At 73.0% G+C, this 17,285-nt stretch carries 16 protein-coding genes; 12 read left to right on the top strand and 4 right to left on the bottom strand.

Annotated features, from left to right (window positions below; translation table 11 throughout):
* Positions 1-88: 88 nt before the first annotated feature.
* The 4 genes from ACFT4A_RS27890 to ACFT4A_RS27905 form a co-directional block, all read right to left on the bottom strand.
* Complete coding sequence (locus tag ACFT4A_RS27890; protein ID WP_382835023.1) at positions 89-1,531, bottom strand: NDP-hexose 2,3-dehydratase family protein; 1,443 nt, start codon at positions 1,529-1,531, stop codon at positions 89-91.
* On the bottom strand, positions 1,528-2,532 hold the full coding sequence (locus ACFT4A_RS27895; protein WP_382835026.1) for an NAD-dependent epimerase/dehydratase family protein: 1,005 nt from the start codon (positions 2,530-2,532) through the stop codon (positions 1,528-1,530). Before ACFT4A_RS27895 ends, ACFT4A_RS27890 begins: the two co-directional genes overlap by 4 nt.
* Positions 2,499-3,125 carry a dTDP-4-dehydrorhamnose 3,5-epimerase family protein gene (locus ACFT4A_RS27900; RefSeq protein ID WP_382835028.1) on the bottom strand — a complete coding sequence of 209 codons (627 nt, stop codon included), beginning with the start codon at positions 3,123-3,125 and terminating at the stop codon, positions 2,499-2,501. Before ACFT4A_RS27900 ends, ACFT4A_RS27895 begins: the two co-directional genes overlap by 34 nt.
* A 77-nt stretch (positions 3,126-3,202) precedes the next feature.
* Entirely contained in the window at positions 3,203-4,495 is a 1,293-nt protein-coding gene (locus tag ACFT4A_RS27905) for an activator-dependent family glycosyltransferase (protein WP_189725830.1), read from the bottom strand.
* A 262-nt stretch (positions 4,496-4,757) separates the two neighbouring features.
* Here ACFT4A_RS27905 and ACFT4A_RS27910 point away from each other — a divergent pair, with 262 nt between their 5' ends.
* The 12 genes from ACFT4A_RS27910 to ACFT4A_RS27965 all read left to right on the top strand — a co-directional run bounded on the left by ACFT4A_RS27910 (position 4,758) and on the right by ACFT4A_RS27965 (position 17,238).
* Entirely contained in the window at positions 4,758-5,321 is a 564-nt protein-coding gene (locus ACFT4A_RS27910) for a PadR family transcriptional regulator (RefSeq protein WP_382835031.1), read from the top strand.
* Between the two features lie 115 nt (positions 5,322-5,436).
* Positions 5,437-6,567 (top strand): hypothetical protein, encoded by a 1,131-nt coding sequence (locus ACFT4A_RS27915; protein WP_382835034.1) that lies wholly within the window; start codon positions 5,437-5,439, stop codon positions 6,565-6,567.
* 115 nt (positions 6,568-6,682) lie between these two features.
* A complete protein-coding gene (locus ACFT4A_RS27920) occupies positions 6,683-7,018 on the top strand; it encodes an antibiotic biosynthesis monooxygenase family protein (protein ID WP_382835037.1) in 336 nt (111 codons plus the stop codon).
* Entirely contained in the window at positions 7,015-8,283 is a 1,269-nt protein-coding gene (locus ACFT4A_RS27925; protein WP_382835040.1) for a beta-ketoacyl-[acyl-carrier-protein] synthase family protein, read from the top strand. Before ACFT4A_RS27920 ends, ACFT4A_RS27925 begins: the two co-directional genes overlap by 4 nt.
* Positions 8,280-9,521, top strand: a complete 1,242-nt coding sequence (locus ACFT4A_RS27930) for a ketosynthase chain-length factor (RefSeq protein ID WP_382835043.1) — start codon at positions 8,280-8,282, stop codon at positions 9,519-9,521. Before ACFT4A_RS27925 ends, ACFT4A_RS27930 begins: the two co-directional genes overlap by 4 nt.
* A 121-nt stretch (positions 9,522-9,642) precedes the next feature.
* Positions 9,643-10,677, top strand: coding sequence for a ketoacyl-ACP synthase III family protein (locus ACFT4A_RS27935; RefSeq protein ID WP_382835046.1), 1,035 nt, complete (start codon positions 9,643-9,645; stop codon positions 10,675-10,677).
* On the top strand, positions 10,674-11,654 hold the full coding sequence (locus ACFT4A_RS27940) for an acyltransferase domain-containing protein (RefSeq protein WP_382835049.1): 981 nt from the start codon (positions 10,674-10,676) through the stop codon (positions 11,652-11,654). The genes ACFT4A_RS27935 and ACFT4A_RS27940 overlap by 4 nt, the downstream gene beginning before the upstream one ends.
* 118 nt (positions 11,655-11,772) lie before the next feature.
* Positions 11,773-13,014, top strand: a complete 1,242-nt coding sequence (locus ACFT4A_RS27945; RefSeq protein ID WP_382835051.1) for a P450-derived glycosyltransferase activator — start codon at positions 11,773-11,775, stop codon at positions 13,012-13,014.
* A 34-nt stretch (positions 13,015-13,048) separates the two neighbouring features.
* Entirely contained in the window at positions 13,049-14,329 is a 1,281-nt protein-coding gene (locus ACFT4A_RS27950) for an activator-dependent family glycosyltransferase (RefSeq protein WP_382835054.1), read from the top strand.
* Positions 14,330-14,350: 21 nt separating this feature from the next.
* Complete coding sequence (gene rfbB, locus ACFT4A_RS27955) at positions 14,351-15,346, top strand: dTDP-glucose 4,6-dehydratase (RefSeq protein ID WP_382835057.1); 996 nt, start codon at positions 14,351-14,353, stop codon at positions 15,344-15,346.
* 75 nt (positions 15,347-15,421) lie between these two features.
* The gene (locus ACFT4A_RS27960; protein ID WP_382835060.1) at positions 15,422-16,411 is read left to right on the top strand and encodes an ATP-binding cassette domain-containing protein; all 990 of its coding nucleotides are present in this window, start codon (positions 15,422-15,424) and stop codon (positions 16,409-16,411) included.
* On the top strand, positions 16,408-17,238 hold the full coding sequence (locus ACFT4A_RS27965; RefSeq protein WP_215119846.1) for an ABC transporter permease: 831 nt from the start codon (positions 16,408-16,410) through the stop codon (positions 17,236-17,238). The genes ACFT4A_RS27960 and ACFT4A_RS27965 overlap by 4 nt, the downstream gene beginning before the upstream one ends.
* Positions 17,239-17,285 lie beyond the last annotated feature (47 nt).

Genomic DNA, 17,285 nt, shown 5'->3' on the forward strand with positions numbered 1-17,285 from the left:
GCCTGTGCCCCGGTGCCGGGGGGGTAAACGCCGTGACCGGGTGAGGCGGACCGCCTCACCGGGACACGGCGTTTCGGGGTCCCCGCCGTCAGCCCGCGTGGTACAGGCTGTGCAGGCAGGCGATCAGGCTGCGGGCCTGGACGTTGACGTAGTGGCTGTGCCGCAGCAGTTCCGACAGCTGGTGCAGCGTCATCCAGCGGTGGTCGGGATGGTCGCGGGGCACGTCCTGGTCGGTCTCCACGATCAGGTAGCGGTTCAGCGCGTGGAAGAAGCGCCCGCCCTCCTCGGAGAGCACCGTGTCGAACCGGACGCGCTCCGCGGGAGCCCCCAGCACCTCGTCGAGGAACGGCGGCGCGGTCCCGGCGGGCAGCTGCGCGTGGCTCTCCGCGACGCACTGCACGGTGGGGCCCAGCTCCACCACGTCCGCGAAGCCCGGCTCCACGCGCGCGTGCACGAGGACGTGCAGCACCCCCTCGAACCGCCGGACGAGGAAGGCGATGACGCCCTGCCCCACCGGTTCGATCATGGGCTGGCTCCACCGGTGGACCTCACGGCCGCCGGCGTCGACCTGGACCCCGATGACGTCGAAGAAGGCGCCCGCGTCATGGCGGATGCGGTCGTCGGTGCGGCTCCAGTCGCGCAGTTCGCCGAGCGCGACCCGGCGGACCGCGATGTCGCTGCTGGTGCGCCGGTCGGTGATCCAGCCGAGGATCTCCGCCGCGCTGTGCACACTCACCGCCCCGGGATCGCCCGAGCGCAGCAGCGCCGACCCGAAGTCGTCCCCGTCGGGCTTCTCGGTGTCCGCACCGGTGAACGGCAGGCACGACAGCACGGTCCGGGCGTCCATGTTGACCGTGTCCCGGCGCCCCAGCAGCTCATGGATCTGGCCGAGCGTCATCCAGCGGTACCCGTCGAGGGCCTCCACCGGCTCGGGCAGCTCGACGACCACGTTGCGGTTGCGCTTGCGGTAGAACCACGACCCCTGCTCCGACTGCCGTACGTCGGCGAGCACCCCGGGACGGCTGTGGATGTCCATGAAGTGCTCCAGATACGGCACCGCCCGCCCCTGGTGGACCCGGGTGTAGTTGCTCCGGGTCGCCTGGACGGTCGGGGAGAGCTGGAGCCCCTCGGCGTTGCCGGGCTCGACCTTCGCCTGCATCAGGCAGTGCAGCACCCCGTCGATCGGGGCGGTGAGGATGCCGAGGATGCCGATCTCGGGCTGGTTGATGATCGGCTGGGTCCACCGGGCCACCGGTGCGCCCGGGTTGCTGACCTCCAGCCCGTGCACGGTGAAGAACCGGCCCGTGTGATGGCGCAGATCGCCGGTGCCCGGGTCGGTCTCCCAGCCCTCCAGGGCGTGCAGGGGGACCCGGTCGACATGGGTGTAGGCCCGCCGGCCGTAGTCGGCGAACCAGTCCGTGAAGTCGGAGAGATCGCCGAGGGGGCCGGTCCGCAGCCGGGCCGAATCGTCGATCCGCCGTTCGACGGGATCTCGTGTCGCCGCGGAAGAGGGGGCAGGGGTGTCGCTCATGAGACCTCCAGGGAGGTGGTGTCCGCTGCCGCTTCCCACATCGCCCGGACGGACTCGCCGAGCGGGATCGTGGGCCGCCAGCCGAGCACCTGGGCGGCGAACCGGATGTCCGCGCAGGTCCAGCCGCCGCCCTTGCTGGCGACCTCGGCGGAGTTGAGCTTCGCCGACGCGGCGTCCACACCGGCCGCGTCGAACAGGGCGTCGACCAGGTCGCGCATCGGCACCGCCTCGCCGCGCCCGATGTTCACGACCAGGCCGGTCACAGGCGCGTGCACCGCGGCGACGGCCGCCCGGGCCAGGTCCCGTACGTCGACGAAGTCCCGCCGGGCGTCGGCCACATCGAGGCCGATCACCTCGCCGGGGCCGAGGGCGCGCAGCCGGGCCACGACGGCACCGAGGAAGCTGGCCGTCGGGGTGTGGGGTCCGCAGACGTTGACCGCGCGCAGCACGACCCCGTCCACCCGGCCCGCCCGGGTCCGGGCGAGCAGATGCTCGGAGCCGGTGCGCTTGGTCAGCCCGTACGGGGTCAGCGGGCCGGGTTCGCGCTGTTCGTCGATGCGGACCCCGTCGGGCACGGGCCCGTACTCGTGGATCGACCCCATCTGGACGATCCGCAGCCGCCGGGAGGTCGCGACGCACCCCTCGACCAGGCGTTCCACCAGGTCGATGTGGGCGCTGCGCATCTCCTCCACGGTGGTGCCCCAGCCGCCGGTGGCGTTGATGACGGCGGTGACGCCGTGCCGGTCGAGGAGCGCGGCGATCTCCTCCGGCGCGGCGGTGGCGACATCGAGGGGGACGAAGGCGTCCGCACGGGTGTGCGGGGCCGGGTGCCGGGCCACCGCGAGCACCCGGTGCCCGGTCCGCAGCAGTTCGTCGCAGAGGCTGCGGCCGACGCATCCGGTGGAGCCCAGCACGGCCACGGTCCCGGCGGCCGGGCCGCCCTGTGTGGTGGTGGACATCGCCGGGCTCAGCGCGTGGCGCCGATGCCGGAGGGCTGCCACAGGGCCTCCTCGACCGCCCGGGACTCGGCGTAGTCGGGCAGCAGGCCCTGGGCCCGGGCCGAGGCGAAGGACAGCGCGGCGGCGTCCCGCTCCGACTGCACCGTGTCCAGGCCGGAGGGGAGCCGCACGCCCAGGTCCTTGTCGAAGACGTCGACGGCGAGCTCGTTCTCGGCCACGTAGGGGCCCGTGAGCAGATACGACATGACGGTGTCGTCCTCGAGCGCGACGAAGGCGTGGCCGACGCCGACCGGGAAGTACGAGGCACGGAAGTGGACCTGATCCATCTCGACCGCGTCCCACCGCCGGAAGGTGGGCGAGCCGACCCGCAGGTCGACCACGATGTCGAGGGCCCGGCCGCGCGCGCAGTACACGTACTTCGCGGTGCCGGGCGGCGTGACGGTGAAGTGGATGCCGCGGATGGTGCCGCGCCGGGACAGGCTGTGGTTGGTCTGCGCCACCGGGAAGTGCGGCCGCCCCAGGGCCTGCTGGAACGCGTCGAGCTGGAAGGGCGAGACGAACAGCCCGCGGTGGTCGCGGAACTGACGGGGGGTGAACTCGTACGCCCCCTCGACCTCGAGCTTACGGATCTGCATCGCTTGGTTCACCGTCCGGGAGGTAGTCGGGTACGGCAGGGCCGGCGGCCCGGGCGTGTGCGGGTGCGGCGCGCCGGTCACCGGCGGCGGTGCTCGACGGCCAGGCGCTCCAGCGTGGGAACGACCTGCGCGGGGGCGGGCGCGGCGAGCGCCTCGCGCCGCAGGGCCTCGGCGTTGCGCTTGAAGACCGGCTCCTCCAGCAGGCGGACGAGCAGCTCGCGCAGCCCCTTCGCGCTGAGCTTGCCCGGCACGTAGAGCCCGGCCTGGCGCTCTTCCAGGTAGCGGGACTTGTTGATGGTGTCCCAGACGCCGTCGACGACGATGAGCTGGGGCACGGCGTGGATCATCGCCGTGCCGAAGCTGCCGGACCCGCCGTGGTGGATCACCGCGTCGCAGGTGGGCAGCAGCGCGTCGAGCGGGACGAAGTCCACGGCCCGTACGTTGTCCGGCAGGGTGTCGAAGTCCGTCAGCTGCTTCTCGTTGAGCGTGGCGACGACCTCGACGTCCTCCAGCCCCGCGACCGCCTCCAGCAGGTCCCCGATGGAGGCCCGGTCGGCGCCGAGCACCTCGCGGTGCGCCACACCCAGCGTGATGCACACCCGGCGGCCCTTGCGCGGCGGCTCCTGAAGCCACTGCGGCACCGTGGACTGGCCGTTGTACGGCACGTACCGCATCGGCACGTAGTGCAGGTCCACCGGGAGCCGCATGGACGCCGGCAGCGGGCAGACGGTGAAGTCGCCCGTCACCGCGGCCTCCTCGAAGGAGGCGCCGTGCCGCTCCAGGCTCCAGGTGAGCCACTCGCGCAGCGGGTCGTCCCGCAGCTCCGGCGGGCGCGCGGCCAGCTGCCCGAGGAAGGTCTCGCGCATCAGGCCCGCCAGGTCGAGCCCGAACAGCAGCCGGCCGTGCGCCGTCCCGGTGGCCATGGCGGCGATCGCGCCGGCGAAGGTCATGGTGTCCCACAGGACCAGGTCCGGCTTCCAGGAGCGGCAGTGCTCCACCAGCTCGTCGACCATCTGGTCCGAGCAGCAGTTCTGGAAGACGACCGAGGTCATGGCCGTGAACACCCCGAGCGTGTAGTCCGGGGTGAGCCGCTCCGGCCGGGTCTCGCTCATGTCGAGACCGACCTGCGCCTGGCTCTCCAGCTGGTCGACGTCCTGGCCGATGTTCTCCTGGGTCTCCTGCATCTGCTCGTCGAGATGCAGTTCCTCCCCGACCCCGACGGCGGTCAGCCCCGTCTTGGTGATCTCGTCGGCGAGATCGGGATGACTGGCGATCCTGACGTCGTGGCCCGCTGCCTTCAGGGCCCAGGCGAGTGTCACCTGGGCGTGCATGTGCGACTTGGCGGCGAAGGTGGTGAAGAGTACCCGCATCCCAACCCCTGTTCCGGCGAACGACCCGTATGCGATGGGCCTCCACCCTCGGGCCGTGACCTCGTGCGGCAGTCGAGAGTCGTTGCAGCGGCACTCGATCCGGGGCGTATCGCGCGCTGAGCCCCTCCCGCGCTCGCGGAGAACAGCAGGTCATGTACTACCGTGGGAGCAGCCGGCGGGGCCCGGCCTCAGTGAAAGGACCCCTTGAGGGCGGAGCACCGGTTGCCGGTCCGTGCCGTGAGGGAGATTCAGCAGGGAGACGATGTCTGCCACGAGATTGCTCGTTCTGGGCGTCGTGCGCATGCACGGCCGGGCGCACGGCTATCTGGTCCGTTCCGAGCTGCTGTCCTGGGGTGCCGACGAATGGGCGCACATCAAGTTCGGCTCGATCTACCACGCGCTGCGGCAGCTGGCCAAGGACGGGCTGCTGAAGTCGACCGACATCCCGGACTGGCCGGGCCGGGTCGACTACGAGATCGCGCCGCCGGGCGACGAGGAGTTCTTCCGGCTGCTGCGTGACGCGCTGCGCCAGGGGAACAACCGGGCGGACATGCTGGGCGCGGCGCTCGTCCTGCTGCCCGCGCTCAGCCGCAAGGAGGCGATCGGTCTGCTGCGCGAGCGCATCGCGTCGCTCTCGGCCGAACAGTCGGAGCTGATCGCCAAGGTCGACGAGACGGCCGGCGAGCGGCAGGAGCGGGCCCACATCCGTGAGCTGCTCGGCCTCTGGGAGCACGGCGCCGCCAGTCAGGCCGCCTGGACCGAGGCGCTGATCGAGCGCCTGGAGGCCGGTGCCTACGTCATGGCGGGCGAGGAGAAGGGCGCCTGACGGGGAGCCCTTCCGGCCGTTGATCGGGATCGGGTGGAGGACGGCACGCCTCCCGTGATACTCAAGTTTGTATACCCATGACGCCGGTCCCGAGAGGACGATCGCTGTGCCGATCATGCTGACCTCGGAAGACGTGGACGACGCCTTCGACGACGAGGCCTTCATGGAGGAGCGGTTCTCCGACGTCCAGCGACTGCTCCTCGGCCACGGTCCGGCGCTCGGTCCCGAGACCCTGGTCCTGCTGCCCGCCACGCCTTGCCGGCTGACCGTGGGACCGCACGCTTCCGGCCCCTTCGGCCGCTGCTTCGCCGTCCGGCTCGAACCCGGCGCGGGCCTGTCCGCCGCATGCGTGGAACTGCTGCTCGCCGATGACGGGTCCCTCCTCGGGCTCGTGGACGCCGGCGCCCTCGACGGCTGGCGCGGCGCCATCCCCGCCGGACTCGCCGCGCGGTACCTCGCCCCGCCGGCCCCCTCCGCGCTCGGCCTCTTCGGCACCGGGGAGGCGGCCTGGTCCTGCCTTCTCGTCCTGCACCACGCCCTGCCCTCGCTCTGTGAGGTGCGTGTCGTGGGCCGGGAGCCGGACCAGGCCCGGGACTTCGCGGCCGCCGCCGCCCTGCGCACCGGCCTGCGGGTGCGGGTGTCCGAGGACGCCCGCACCACCGCCGCGGGCGCCGACGTCGTCGCCACCACCGGCGGCCACCCGCCCGTCCGCGCCGAATGGCTCGCGGCCGGAGCGCTCCTGATCGACCAGACCGCGGCGGTCGTGACGGCCGCCCCGGGCACCCCGGCGACGCCCTTCGACCAGGCCACGTCCACCGCTCCGGCCAAGCCCGTCGACCCGGCCGCGCCCACCGCCACGGACCCGCCCGCCGCCCCGGGCGAATCGGCCGCGCCCGCCCCTCCGGGCGGCCCCGGCGACCCGGTGATCCGCAGACGCTCCTTCGCCGCCGACACCGGCCGGGCCGCAGGGCTGCCCGAGGCCGCGCCCGCCGGCCCGAGCCCGACCGTCCGGCACGTCAGCCTCGCCTCGCCCTACGGCCGCTCCCCGGGCGACCGGCACGAGCCGCTGCCGCTCGCCGAGATCGTCGCGGGCCGGGCCCTGCCCCGGCGCAGCGGCTCCGACATCGTCCGCTACCAGGGCGGTGAGCTGGCCGGCTGGAGTGTCATCGCAGCCGTCGCCGGACTCGGCCACGCCTGGCAGCGGGACGTCGGCACCCCCGTGCGGCTGGGGCGCGGGGGTCCCTGACCGGGGGCGGGATCCAGCCGTCTACTAGGCCGCCGCGAGGAACGCGCCGGAGGGTTTCAGTCTGACCTCGGCGTACGCGTCGCCGGACGCCCGGACGATGAGGAGCACCGATCCCATGTCAGCCGATCAGCCCGGCCCCGCCTCCGGCGGCCCGGCCACCTTCGTGAACAGCTTCACGCTTCGCACCTCCCCGGAGGAGTTCGAGGACGTCTTCGCCCGTACGGCGCGCTTCATGGAGCGCCAGCCCGGATTCCTCGGCTACACCCTCGTACGCCACCTGGAGAAGCCGCACAGCTACGTCAACATCGCCCGCTGGTCGGACGTCTCCGCCTTCCGTGCCGCCGTCGGCCAGGCCGACTTCCGGCCGCACGCCGAGGCGCTGCGGGCGATCAGCACCAGCAACTCCAACCTCTACCTGGAGCGGCACAGCGCGACCGGGGAGGCACGATGACCCGGCGGGTCGCGATCACCGGCATCGGCGTGGTGGCCCCCGGCGGCATCGGCACCAAGCAGTTCTGGCAGACCATCACCGGCGGCCGCACCGCCACCCGGACCATCAGCCTCTTCGACCCCGCCCCCTTCCGCTCCCGGATCGCCGCCGAGTGCGACTTCGACGCCGCGGAGCAGGGGCTGAGCGCCGAGGACGCCGAACGGCTCGACAGGGCGGCGCAGTTCGCCCTGGTCGCGCTGCGCGAGGCCGTCACCGACAGCGGCCTGGAACCCGGCCCGGAGACCGCCCACCGCACCGGCGTCAGCCTCGGCAGCGCGGTCGGCTGCACCCAGAAGCTCGAACAGGAGTATCTGGCCCTGAGCGGCGGCGGACAGGAGTGGCTGGTCGACCACACCGCAGCCAGCGCCCAGCTCTACGACCACTTCGTGCCGAGCTCCATGGCCGCCGAACTCGCCTGGGAGGCCGGCGCCGAAGGCCCCTGCACCGTCGTCTCGGCCGGCTGCACCTCCGGCCTCGACTCGGTCGGGCACGCGGTCGCCCTCATCCGCGAGGGCCTGGCCGATGTGATGATCGCCGGGGCCACCGACGCCCCCATCTCCCCGATCACCGTGGCCTGCTTCGACGCGATCAGGGCCACCTCGCCCCGCAACGACGACCCGGCGACCGCGCTGCGCCCCTTCGACCGCACCCGCAACGGCTTCGTCCTCGGCGAGGGCGCCGCCGTCCTGGTCCTCGAGGAACTCACCGCGGCCCGGGCCCGGGGCGCCCATGTGTACGCCGAGATCGCCGGCTACGCCTCGCGCGGCAACGCGTACCACATGACCGGACTGCGCACCGACGGACGCGAGTTGGCCGCCGCCGTCGACGCCGCCCTCGACGAGGCCCGGCTCGGCCCCGACGCGCTCGGCTACGTCAACGCCCACGGCACCGCCACCAAGCAGAACGACGTGCACGAGACCGCCGCCCTCAAGCGCAGTCTCGGCGCCGCGGCCCACCGGATCCCGGTCAGCTCCATCAAGTCGATGATCGGGCACTCGCTGGGCGCCATCGGCTCCATCGAGGTCGCCGCCACCGCGCTGGCCCTCGAACACGGCGTCATCCCGCCCACCGCGAACCTGACCGACCCCGACCCCGAACTCGACCTGGACTACGTCCCCCTGCACGCCAGGGAGCGCGCCATGTCGGCCGCGCTCACCGTGGGCAGCGGCTTCGGCGGCTTCCAGAGCGCCATGGTGCTGCGCCGGCCCGAGGGGCGGGCCGCATGACCCCGGTCGTGGTCACGGGCATCGGGGTCGTGGCCCCCACCGGCATCGGACTCGACGCCTACTGGGCGGCGACGCTGCGCGGTGAGGACGGCATCCGGCGCGTCCAGGCCTTCGACCCCGCGCGCTATCCCACGCGGCACGCGGGTGAGGTGACCGGGTTCGAGGCGCGCGACCATCTGCCCAGCCGGCTCATCCCGCAGACCGACCGCATGACCCAGTTCGCCCTGGCCGCGGCGGACTGGGCCGTCGCCGACGCGGGCATCGACCTCGACTCCGTGCCGTCGCTGGCACGCGGCGTCGTCACGGCCGGTGCCTCGGGCGGCTTCGGCTTCGGCCAGCGCGAACTGCAGCACCTGTGGGGCGAGTCCCCCAAGAAGGTCAGCGCCTACATGTCGTTCGCCTGGTTCTACGCCGTCAACACCGGCCAGATCTCCATCCGGCACGGCATGAACGGGCCGACCGGCGTCTTCGTCGGCGAGCAGGCCGGGGGCCTGGACGCCCTCGCCCACGCCGGACGCCAGATCCGCGCCGGTGCGCAACTGATGATCTCCGGCGGCATGGACTGCTCCCTGTGCCCGTACGGCATGGCCGCCCAGCTGGCCGGCGGACGGCTCACCGCCGACGCCTACCTGCCCTTCGACGACCGGGCCTCCGGTCATCTGCCCGGCGAGGGCGGCGCGCTGCTCACCCTGGAGAGCGCCGAAGGGGCCCGGGCCCGGGGGCGTCACCCCTACGGCGAGATCGCCGGATTCGGCGCCACCTTCGACCCGCGCCCCGGGTCCGGGCGGCCCCCGACCCTGCGGCGGGCCGTCGAGCAGGCGCTCGCCGACGCCGGAGCCGACCCGGAGGACATCGCCGTCGTCCTCGCCGACGGCGCGGGCGTGCCCGAACTCGACGCGGCCGAGGCCGAGGCGCTGACCGCGGTCTTCGGCGCGGGCGGGGTCCCGGTCACCGTGCCCAAGACGGCCACCGGCCGGCTCTACTCCGGCGCCGGCCCGCTCGATGTGGTGACCGCCCTGCTGACCCTGCGCGACGGGCTCGCCCCGCCCACGGTCAACGTCACCCGAGTCCCCGACGCCTACGGCCTCGACCTCGTCGTCGGCCGGCCCCGGCCGGTCTCCGGCAGCGCGGCACTGGTCCTGGCCCGCGGCCACCACGGCTTCAACAGCGCCATGGTCGTACGGGCTCCCGCTCCCGCCGCAGCGCTCACCGGGTCCGGGCAGGGGGTGGCGGCGTGAACGGCGGGAGGCCGTGCATCGGGGCGACCGGAGCGTGGCCGCCGCCCGCCGCACGGGCCGCGGACGGTCGCTCCCCCTCCGCCGACGCCCTCGCGTACCCGGTCGGGGAGAGGGGGACGGCATGAACGGCGGCGATCTGTACATCCGTTCGACCGGCACCTGGCTGCCCCCCGCCGAACGCCTCGCGGACGCGGTCGCCGACGGGCGGTGCGACGCCGCCGTCGCCCGCTCCACCCGGATGGAGTCGGTGACGGTCTCCGCGGGGGAGCCGGCTCCCGAGATGGCGGCCCGGGCCGCCCGGACGGCGCTGGAGCGGGCCGGCGCCGAACCGGGCGACATCGACCTGGTGCTGCACGCCAGCTTCTACTACCAGGGCTTCGACCTGTGGGCCCCCGCCTCCTACGTCCAGCGGACCGCAGTGGGCAACCAGTGCCCCGCGCTGGAGGTCCGGCAGGTCTCCAACGGCGGCATGGCGGCCCTCGACCTGGCCTGGGCCTACCTCGCCGCCGACCCGGCCCGGATCGCGGCCCTGGTGACCACCGGCGACCGCTTCTGCCCGCCGGGCTTCGACCGGTGGCGCAGCGACCCCGGAACCGTCTACGGCGACGGCGGCACCGCCCTCGTCGTCTCGCGGCACTCCGGTTTCGCCCGGGTCCGCAGCGTCGCGACCGTCTCCGCACCCGACTTGGAGGGCATGCACCGGGGCGACGACCCCTTCGGCCCGGCCCCGTTCAGCCACCGCGACGTCGTCGATCTGGAGGCGCACAAGCGGGACTTCCTGGCCGGTCACGGTGTGGCCCCGACCGTCGCCCGGGTCGCGGCCGCGCAGGAGTCCGTCGTCAAGCAGGCGCTCGCCGACGCCGGGCTCGGCCTCGCGGACATCGACCGGTTCGTGCTGCCGCACCTCGGCCACCGCAGGCTCCATGTCGCCTACTTCGCCAAGTTCGGCATCGACCCCGAGCGCACCACCTGGGACTGGAGCCGGACGATCGGGCACCTCGGCGCCGGAGACCCCTTCGCCGGACTCGACCACCTGGTCACCGCCGGGGCGCTCGGGCCCGGTGACACGTGCCTGCTCTTCGGCGTCGGCGCGGGCTTCAGCTGGTCCTGCGCCGTGGTCGAGATCCTGAACACGCCTTCCTGGAGGGACCGATGAACGGCACCGCTCGCCCGGTCGCCCTGCTGCTGCCCGGCCAGGGCTCGCAGCATCTGCGCATGGCCGCCGGACTCCTGGACGCCGAGCCCGTCTTCGCCGAGGCGATGGACGAGGCCCTGACCGCCCTGACCGACCTCGGCGGCCACAGCACCGGTCTGCGCGAGGACTGGCTGGGGACGGCCGACACCGCGGTGATGGACCACGTCACGCGCTCCCAGCCGCTGCTGTTCGCGGTCGACTACGCCCTCGGGCGGTTCGTCCTCGACTGGGGCGTACGGCCCGTCGCCCTGCTCGGGCACAGCATCGGCGAGGTGGCGGCCGCGGTCCTCTCCGGTGTCTTCACGCTGCGGGACGCCGCCGCCCTGGTCCACGACCGCGTCGGACGGCTGGCACACGCGCCGCCCGGCGGGATGGTCGCCGTCGCCGCGACCCAGGACGAGGTGGCGCCCTTCCTCACCGACGGCGTGGTCGTCGGCGCCGTCAACGCCCTGCGCCAGACGGTCCTGGCCGGCCTCGACGACCCGCTGCGCACCGTCACGGCGGCACTCGCCGACGCCGGGTTCGTGCTTCAGCGCGTACCGGCCTCCACGGCGTTCCACAGCCCGTCCCTGGCCCCGGCCATGCGCGGAGCCGGCGAGCGGATCGCCGCGCTCCCCGTCGGCGAGCCCCGTATCCCGGTCATGTCCGGGTACACGGCCCGCTTCCTGACCCCCGCGGAGACCAAGGACCCGGCCTTCTGGTCCCGTCACCCCGTCGCGCCGGTGCTCTTCTGGCCCGCCCTCGACGCGCTCCTCGCCGAAGGGGACCTGGTGCTCGTCGAGGCCGGTCCGGGCCAGGGCCTGTCCCAGCTGGCCCGCCGCCACCCGGCCGTGCGGTCCGGCCGCTCGTCCGTCGTCCCCCTGCTCCCGGCCCGGCCCGGCACGCCCGAGCAGGACGTGGCCGCCGTACGCGCCGCCGCCGGGGCTCTGGGCGTGTAGCGCGTGTCGAGTGCCTTTGTAGGCACGCGGCCTAGCGTCGCCGGTGGCGCTTCGCCCCTGCTTCTTCCCTCTTCACCCTTCTTCTCTTCGCCCTTCTTCATCCTTCGAGGACGGTGTCATGCTGACTGATCAGACCGACAGCGAGCTGGGCCGGCATCTGCTGACCATCCGAGGCGTGCAGTTCATCTTCGGCGCCCAGGGCGATCCCTTCGCCATGATCCTGCGCGCCGGTGACGACGACCCGCTCGACCACGGGGCACGCGCCCGCGAACAGGGCCTGCACGAGAGCAGCGTCGGCGCGTGGGTCACCGCGAGCCGCGAACTCGGCGCCCGCGTCCTCGACGACCCGCGGTTCTCCCCGCGCCACGCCGAGGAGGGGCCGCAGTCCCACCCGGGCGTCGACGTCTGGGACAACCCCCTGCTCTGCCATGTCGTCCCGCTCGACGACGCCCGCCTCAACCTCGACCCGGCCGCGTACGCCACGCTCGCCGAGGTCTCCGCGCCGCTGCTGTCGGCCGAGGCGCTCGCGGCACGGGCGCCGCAGATCGAGGCGGCCTACCGCGAGACGCTCGGCGCGACGGGCGAACGGTTCGACCTGTACCGGGACTTCGCCGTCCCCGCCGCCCTGCGGGTGGTGGCCGAGGTGCTGGGCCTGCCCGCCGAGACCCGCGAGCGCCTGCCCGAACTGCACGCGGGCCTCGCCACCGCCCTGGACGCCGGCCACTGCCCGCAGCAGCTGGGAACCGCCCGGTCGCTGCTCACCGCCGTGTCGGGCCTGTCCGCCGAGCTGACAGGCCTGGTCGAGGCCGGCCGTGCCACCGGTCTTGCCGGGCTGTCGCCCGAGGACGCGGCCGCGATCGGCGCGCTCGCCGTCGTGGTGGGCGTCGAGGTCACCGCGACCGCCGTGTGCAACGCCGTCGAGGTGCTGCTGGCGCACCCGGAGGAGTGGCAGCGGATCGGGCAGGACCCGGCGGCGGCCCCGGCCGCGGTCCGGGAGGCCCTGCGGCTGGCTCCGCCGCTGCGGTTCGAGAGCCGTATCGCCCGCGAACAGGTCGAGTTCGACGGCAAGACGATCGAGGAGGGCCGCCGCGTGGTGGTGCTCGTCGACGCGGCCAACCGGGACCCGGAGGCCTTCGCGGACCCGGACGCCTTCACGCCCGGCCGGAGCGACGGCGACCGGTCGCTCACCCTCCTCGGCGGCCCCGCCGCCCCGGTCACCGACGCCCTGGTCCGCGTCCAGACCGAGGCCGCGGTCCGCGCCCTGGCATCGCTCCGGCCCGCCCTGCGCACGAACGCCGAGGTGCTGCGCCGCATGCGCTCGGCGGTGCTGCACGGCGTCCTGCGCTTCCCCGTCGCATGACCGGCCCGGCCCACACCAGGGGAGGAGCACCGCCGTGCGTGTACTGCTGACAGCCTTCGCACAGGACGCCCATCTCAACGGCGTCGTCCCGCTCGCCTGGGCGCTGCGGACCGCCGGGCACGAGGTCCGGGTGGCCGGGCAGCCGGCCGCGGTCGAGAGCATCACCCGGGCCGGTCTGACGGCCGTACCGGTGGGCGAGAACCACCGAATGGACGCCGTCATCCCCACCGTCGGTCCCGGGATGCTCATGCACCACCTGGACCGCGACTATCTGGAGAACCGGCCCGAGCGGCTGAGCCTCGACTTCCTCCGGGCGTCGAACGCCATGCTGACGGCGACCTTCTACGCCCAGATCAACAACGACTCGATGATCGACGCGCTCGTCGACTACGCCCGGTTCTGGCAGCCGGACCTGGTGCTCTGGGAGCCCTTCACCTTCGCCGGGGCCATCGCCGCCAAGGCGACCGGGGCCGCCCACGCCCGGCTGCTGGCCTTCCCCGACCTCTTCGCCAACACCCATCTGACGCTGCGCCGGCGCCAGGCGGACCTGCCCGAGGAGCTGCGCGACGACCCGCTGGAGGAGTGGCTGGCGTACACCCTGGACCGGCACGGGGCCGCCTTCGACCCCGACGTGGTCACGGGACACTGGTCGGTCGACCAGATGCCCCCCGGGGTGCGGATGGAGCTGGGGCTGCCGACCGTGCCCACGCGCTACGTGCCGTACAATGGGCCCGGCCCGGCCGTCGTACCGGACTGGCTGCGCCGCCCGCCGGAGCGCCGCCGGGTCTGCCTCACCCTCGGGCTCACCATCCGGGACACGGAGTTCCCCAACGCCGTCGACGTGAACGACGTGTTCGCCTCGCTGGCCGACCTGGACGTGGAGGTGGTGGCGACCCTCGGCGAGAAGGAACTCGCCCAGGTGTCGCGGGTGCCCGACAACACGCGGGTCGTCGACCACGTGGCGCTGCTGGCGCTGCTGCCGAGCTGCTCGGCGGTCGTGCACCACGGCGGCGCGGGCACCTGGGCGACCGCCGCCGCCTACGGGGTGCCGCAGGTGGCTCTCGGCTGGATGTGGGACGCGATCTACCGGGCCCAGCGGGTGGAGGAGCTGGGCGCGGGGCTGCATCTGCACTCCGACGGCCTGACCGTCGACATCCTGCGCGACAAGCTCGTCCGGGTGCTCGACGACCCGGCGTTCACGGAGGGGGCGCGGCGGCTGCGCCTGGCCATGCTGTCGGCGCCGAGCCCCAACGAAGTGGTGCCGACGCTGGAGAAGCTGACCGCGCGTCACCGGTCGCCGGTCGCGGCACGCTGACGGGACGAGGACGGGAGAAGCGTGAACATCCTGGTGACCGGTGCGGCCGGCTTCATCGGCTCGCACTTCGTCAGAACACTGCTGAGCGGCGGTTACCCGGGGCACGAGGACGACCGGGTGACCGTCGTGGACAAGCTCACCTACGCGGGGACGCTGAACAACCTGCCCCGGCACCACCCGAGGCTGGCCTTCGTGCACGGCGACATCTGCGACGCCACGCTGCTGGACAAGGTGTTCCCGGGCCACGACGCGGTGGTGCACTTCGCCGCGGAGTCGCACGTGGACCGTTCGGTGACGGGCGCCGAGGCCTTCGTCCGCACCAACGTGCTCGGCACGCAGGCCCTGCTCGAAGCGGCGCTGCGGCACGGGACGGGCGTCTTCGTCCAGGTCTCCACGGACGAGACGTACGGCTCCATCGCCGAGGGACGCTGGACGGAGGACGAGCCGCTGCTGCCCAACTCCCCGTACGCGGCGTCCAAGGCCTCGGCCGATCTGATCGCCCGGTCGTACTGGCGCACCCACGGCCTCGACGTGCGCATCACCCGGTGCGCCAACAACTACGGCCCCGGCCAGCACCCCGAGAAGCTGGTCCCGCTGTTCGTCACCCGGCTCCTCGACGGGCAGCCGGTCCCGCTCTACGGGGACGGCTCCAACCTGCGGGAATGGCTGCACGTCGACGACCACTGCCGGGCGGTGCGGCTGGTGCTGGACGCGGGCCGGCCGGGGGAGATCTACAACATCGGCGGCGGCACCCATCTGACCAACAAGGAGATGACCGGCCGTCTCCTCGCCCTCTGCGGGCGCGACTGGGACCTGGTCCAGCGGGTCGCGGACCGCAAGGGGCACGACTTCCGCTACGCGGTGGACGACTCCAAGATCCGCCGCGAACTCGGCTACGCGCCGCGCTGGTCGCTGGACGACGGACTGCGGGGGACGGTCGAGTGGTACGCCGCCCACCGCGACCACTGGGACGCCCCGGAGGAGGGCGCCGACGGGGGGCACACGAGGGGGTACTAAAACTTGAATATCCGGGCCGCCCTCCTCTATGCTCGCCGGGTACCCAAATTTGAGCACCCGAAAGAAGGGGCGGGCATGGGCGGCGCCGATTTGGCGATCCAGACCGAAGCTCTGAAGAAGAAGTACGGCGACAAGGAGGCCCTCGCGGGACTCGACCTGGAGGTACCCCGAGGCGTCGTATACGGCCTTCTCGGCCCGAACGGCGCCGGAAAGACCACCGCGGTCCGCATCCTCTCCACCCTGCTGAAGTACGACGAGGGCATCGCACGGGTCGCCGGCTACGACGTCGCCACCCAGTCGGCCCAGGTCCGCTACAGCATCGGACTCCTCGGACAGCACGCAGCGGTGGACGAGGACCTGAGCGGCCGTCAGAACCTCGTGATGTTCGGGCGCTTGTACCACATCGGCAAGCGCACCGCGCAGAGCCGAGCAGACGAACTGCTGGAGCGCTTCGGCCTGACCGAGGCCGCCGGAAAGCCGGCCAAGCAGTACTCCGGCGGTATGCGGCGGCGGCTCGACCTCGCCGCCAGTCTCATCCTGGCCCCCTCCGTGCTGTTCCTCGACGAGCCCACCACCGGGCTCGACCCGCGGGGCCGCAACGACGTCTGGGAGTCCGTCCGGGGCCTGGTCTCCGAGGGCCGCACGGTCATGCTGACCACCCAGTACCTCGAAGAGGCCGACCAGCTGGCCGACAAGATCGCCCTGATCGACAACGGCAGGGTCGTCGAGTCGGGCACTCCGGACCAGCTCAAGAACAAGATCGGCGGGGACCGGATCGACGTCGTGCTCCGCAGGTCCCACGACCTGGAGCGGGCCGGCCGCATGATCGGCGCGCTGCTGCAGGCCGAGCCCGAGACGGACACCGACAACCGGCGCATCAGTGTCGTCGTCGCCAACCGGGTCGCCGCCCTCACCGCGGTCACCCGCGAACTCGACGACGCCGGCATCGAGGCCGAGGACATCGCCCTGCGCAGGCCCACACTCGACGAGGTGTTCCTGAACCTGACCGGCAACAGGTCGGCCACGTCCGCCGAGCAGAGCCTCAAGGAGGTCGCCCAGTCATGACCGCGATCATCGCGCCCGAACTGCCCAGGAACCCGCTGGCCAAACTGGGCTGGGTCCTCGCGGACTCCTGGACGCTCACGCTCCGCGGGTTGTCCCACTGGGCCCGCAACCCCACCCAGATCCTCGCCGGCCTCGCCTTCCCGATCCTCATGGTGCTGCTCTTCGGAGGCATCTTCGGCAGCGGGATGCAGGTCGAGGGCGGCGGGGACTACATGGACTTCCTGATGCCCGGCATGTTCGTCATGTCGATGGCCTTCGGCATCGGCGAGACCATGGCCGGCGTCACCGCCGACGCCTCCAAGGGCGTCACCGACCGGTTCCGCTCCATGCCCATGTCCGCCGCCTCGGTCGTCATCGGGCAGAGCATCGTCAACATGCTCTACAGCACCGTCGTCCTGATGATCCTCATGGGCTGCGGGGTCATCGCCGGGTGGAGCTGGAGCGACGGCTTCGCCCAGGCGCTCGGCGCCTTCGCGCTCCTGCTCCTGCTCCGCTTCGCCCTGCTGTGGGTCGGCATCTACCTCGGCCTGATCATCAAGACCCCGGAGGCGGCCTCCGCCGTCTACACCCTGCTCTTCCCGCTCGGCATCGTCGCCAACACCTTCGCCTCCCCGGAGATGATGCCGGGCTGGCTGGCGACCATCGCCGAGTGGAACCCCCTCTCCTCCACCGCCCACGCCACCCGAGAACTGTTCGGCAACCCCGGAGTCGGAGGCACCTCCTGGATCGCCGAACACGCCATGCTCATGTCCTTCGTCTGGCCCCTCGCGATCTTCGCGGTCTTCTTCCCCCTGGCCGTCCGCAAGTACCGCTCCCTGAGCCGATGACCACACCCTGAACCGGGGATGTGAGCCGACCGATCCCCCGGGCCGGC

The organism is Streptomyces sp. NPDC057099 (assembly GCF_042671245.1).
Taxonomy (GTDB): Bacteria; Actinomycetota; Actinomycetes; order Streptomycetales; family Streptomycetaceae; genus Streptomyces; species Streptomyces purpurascens.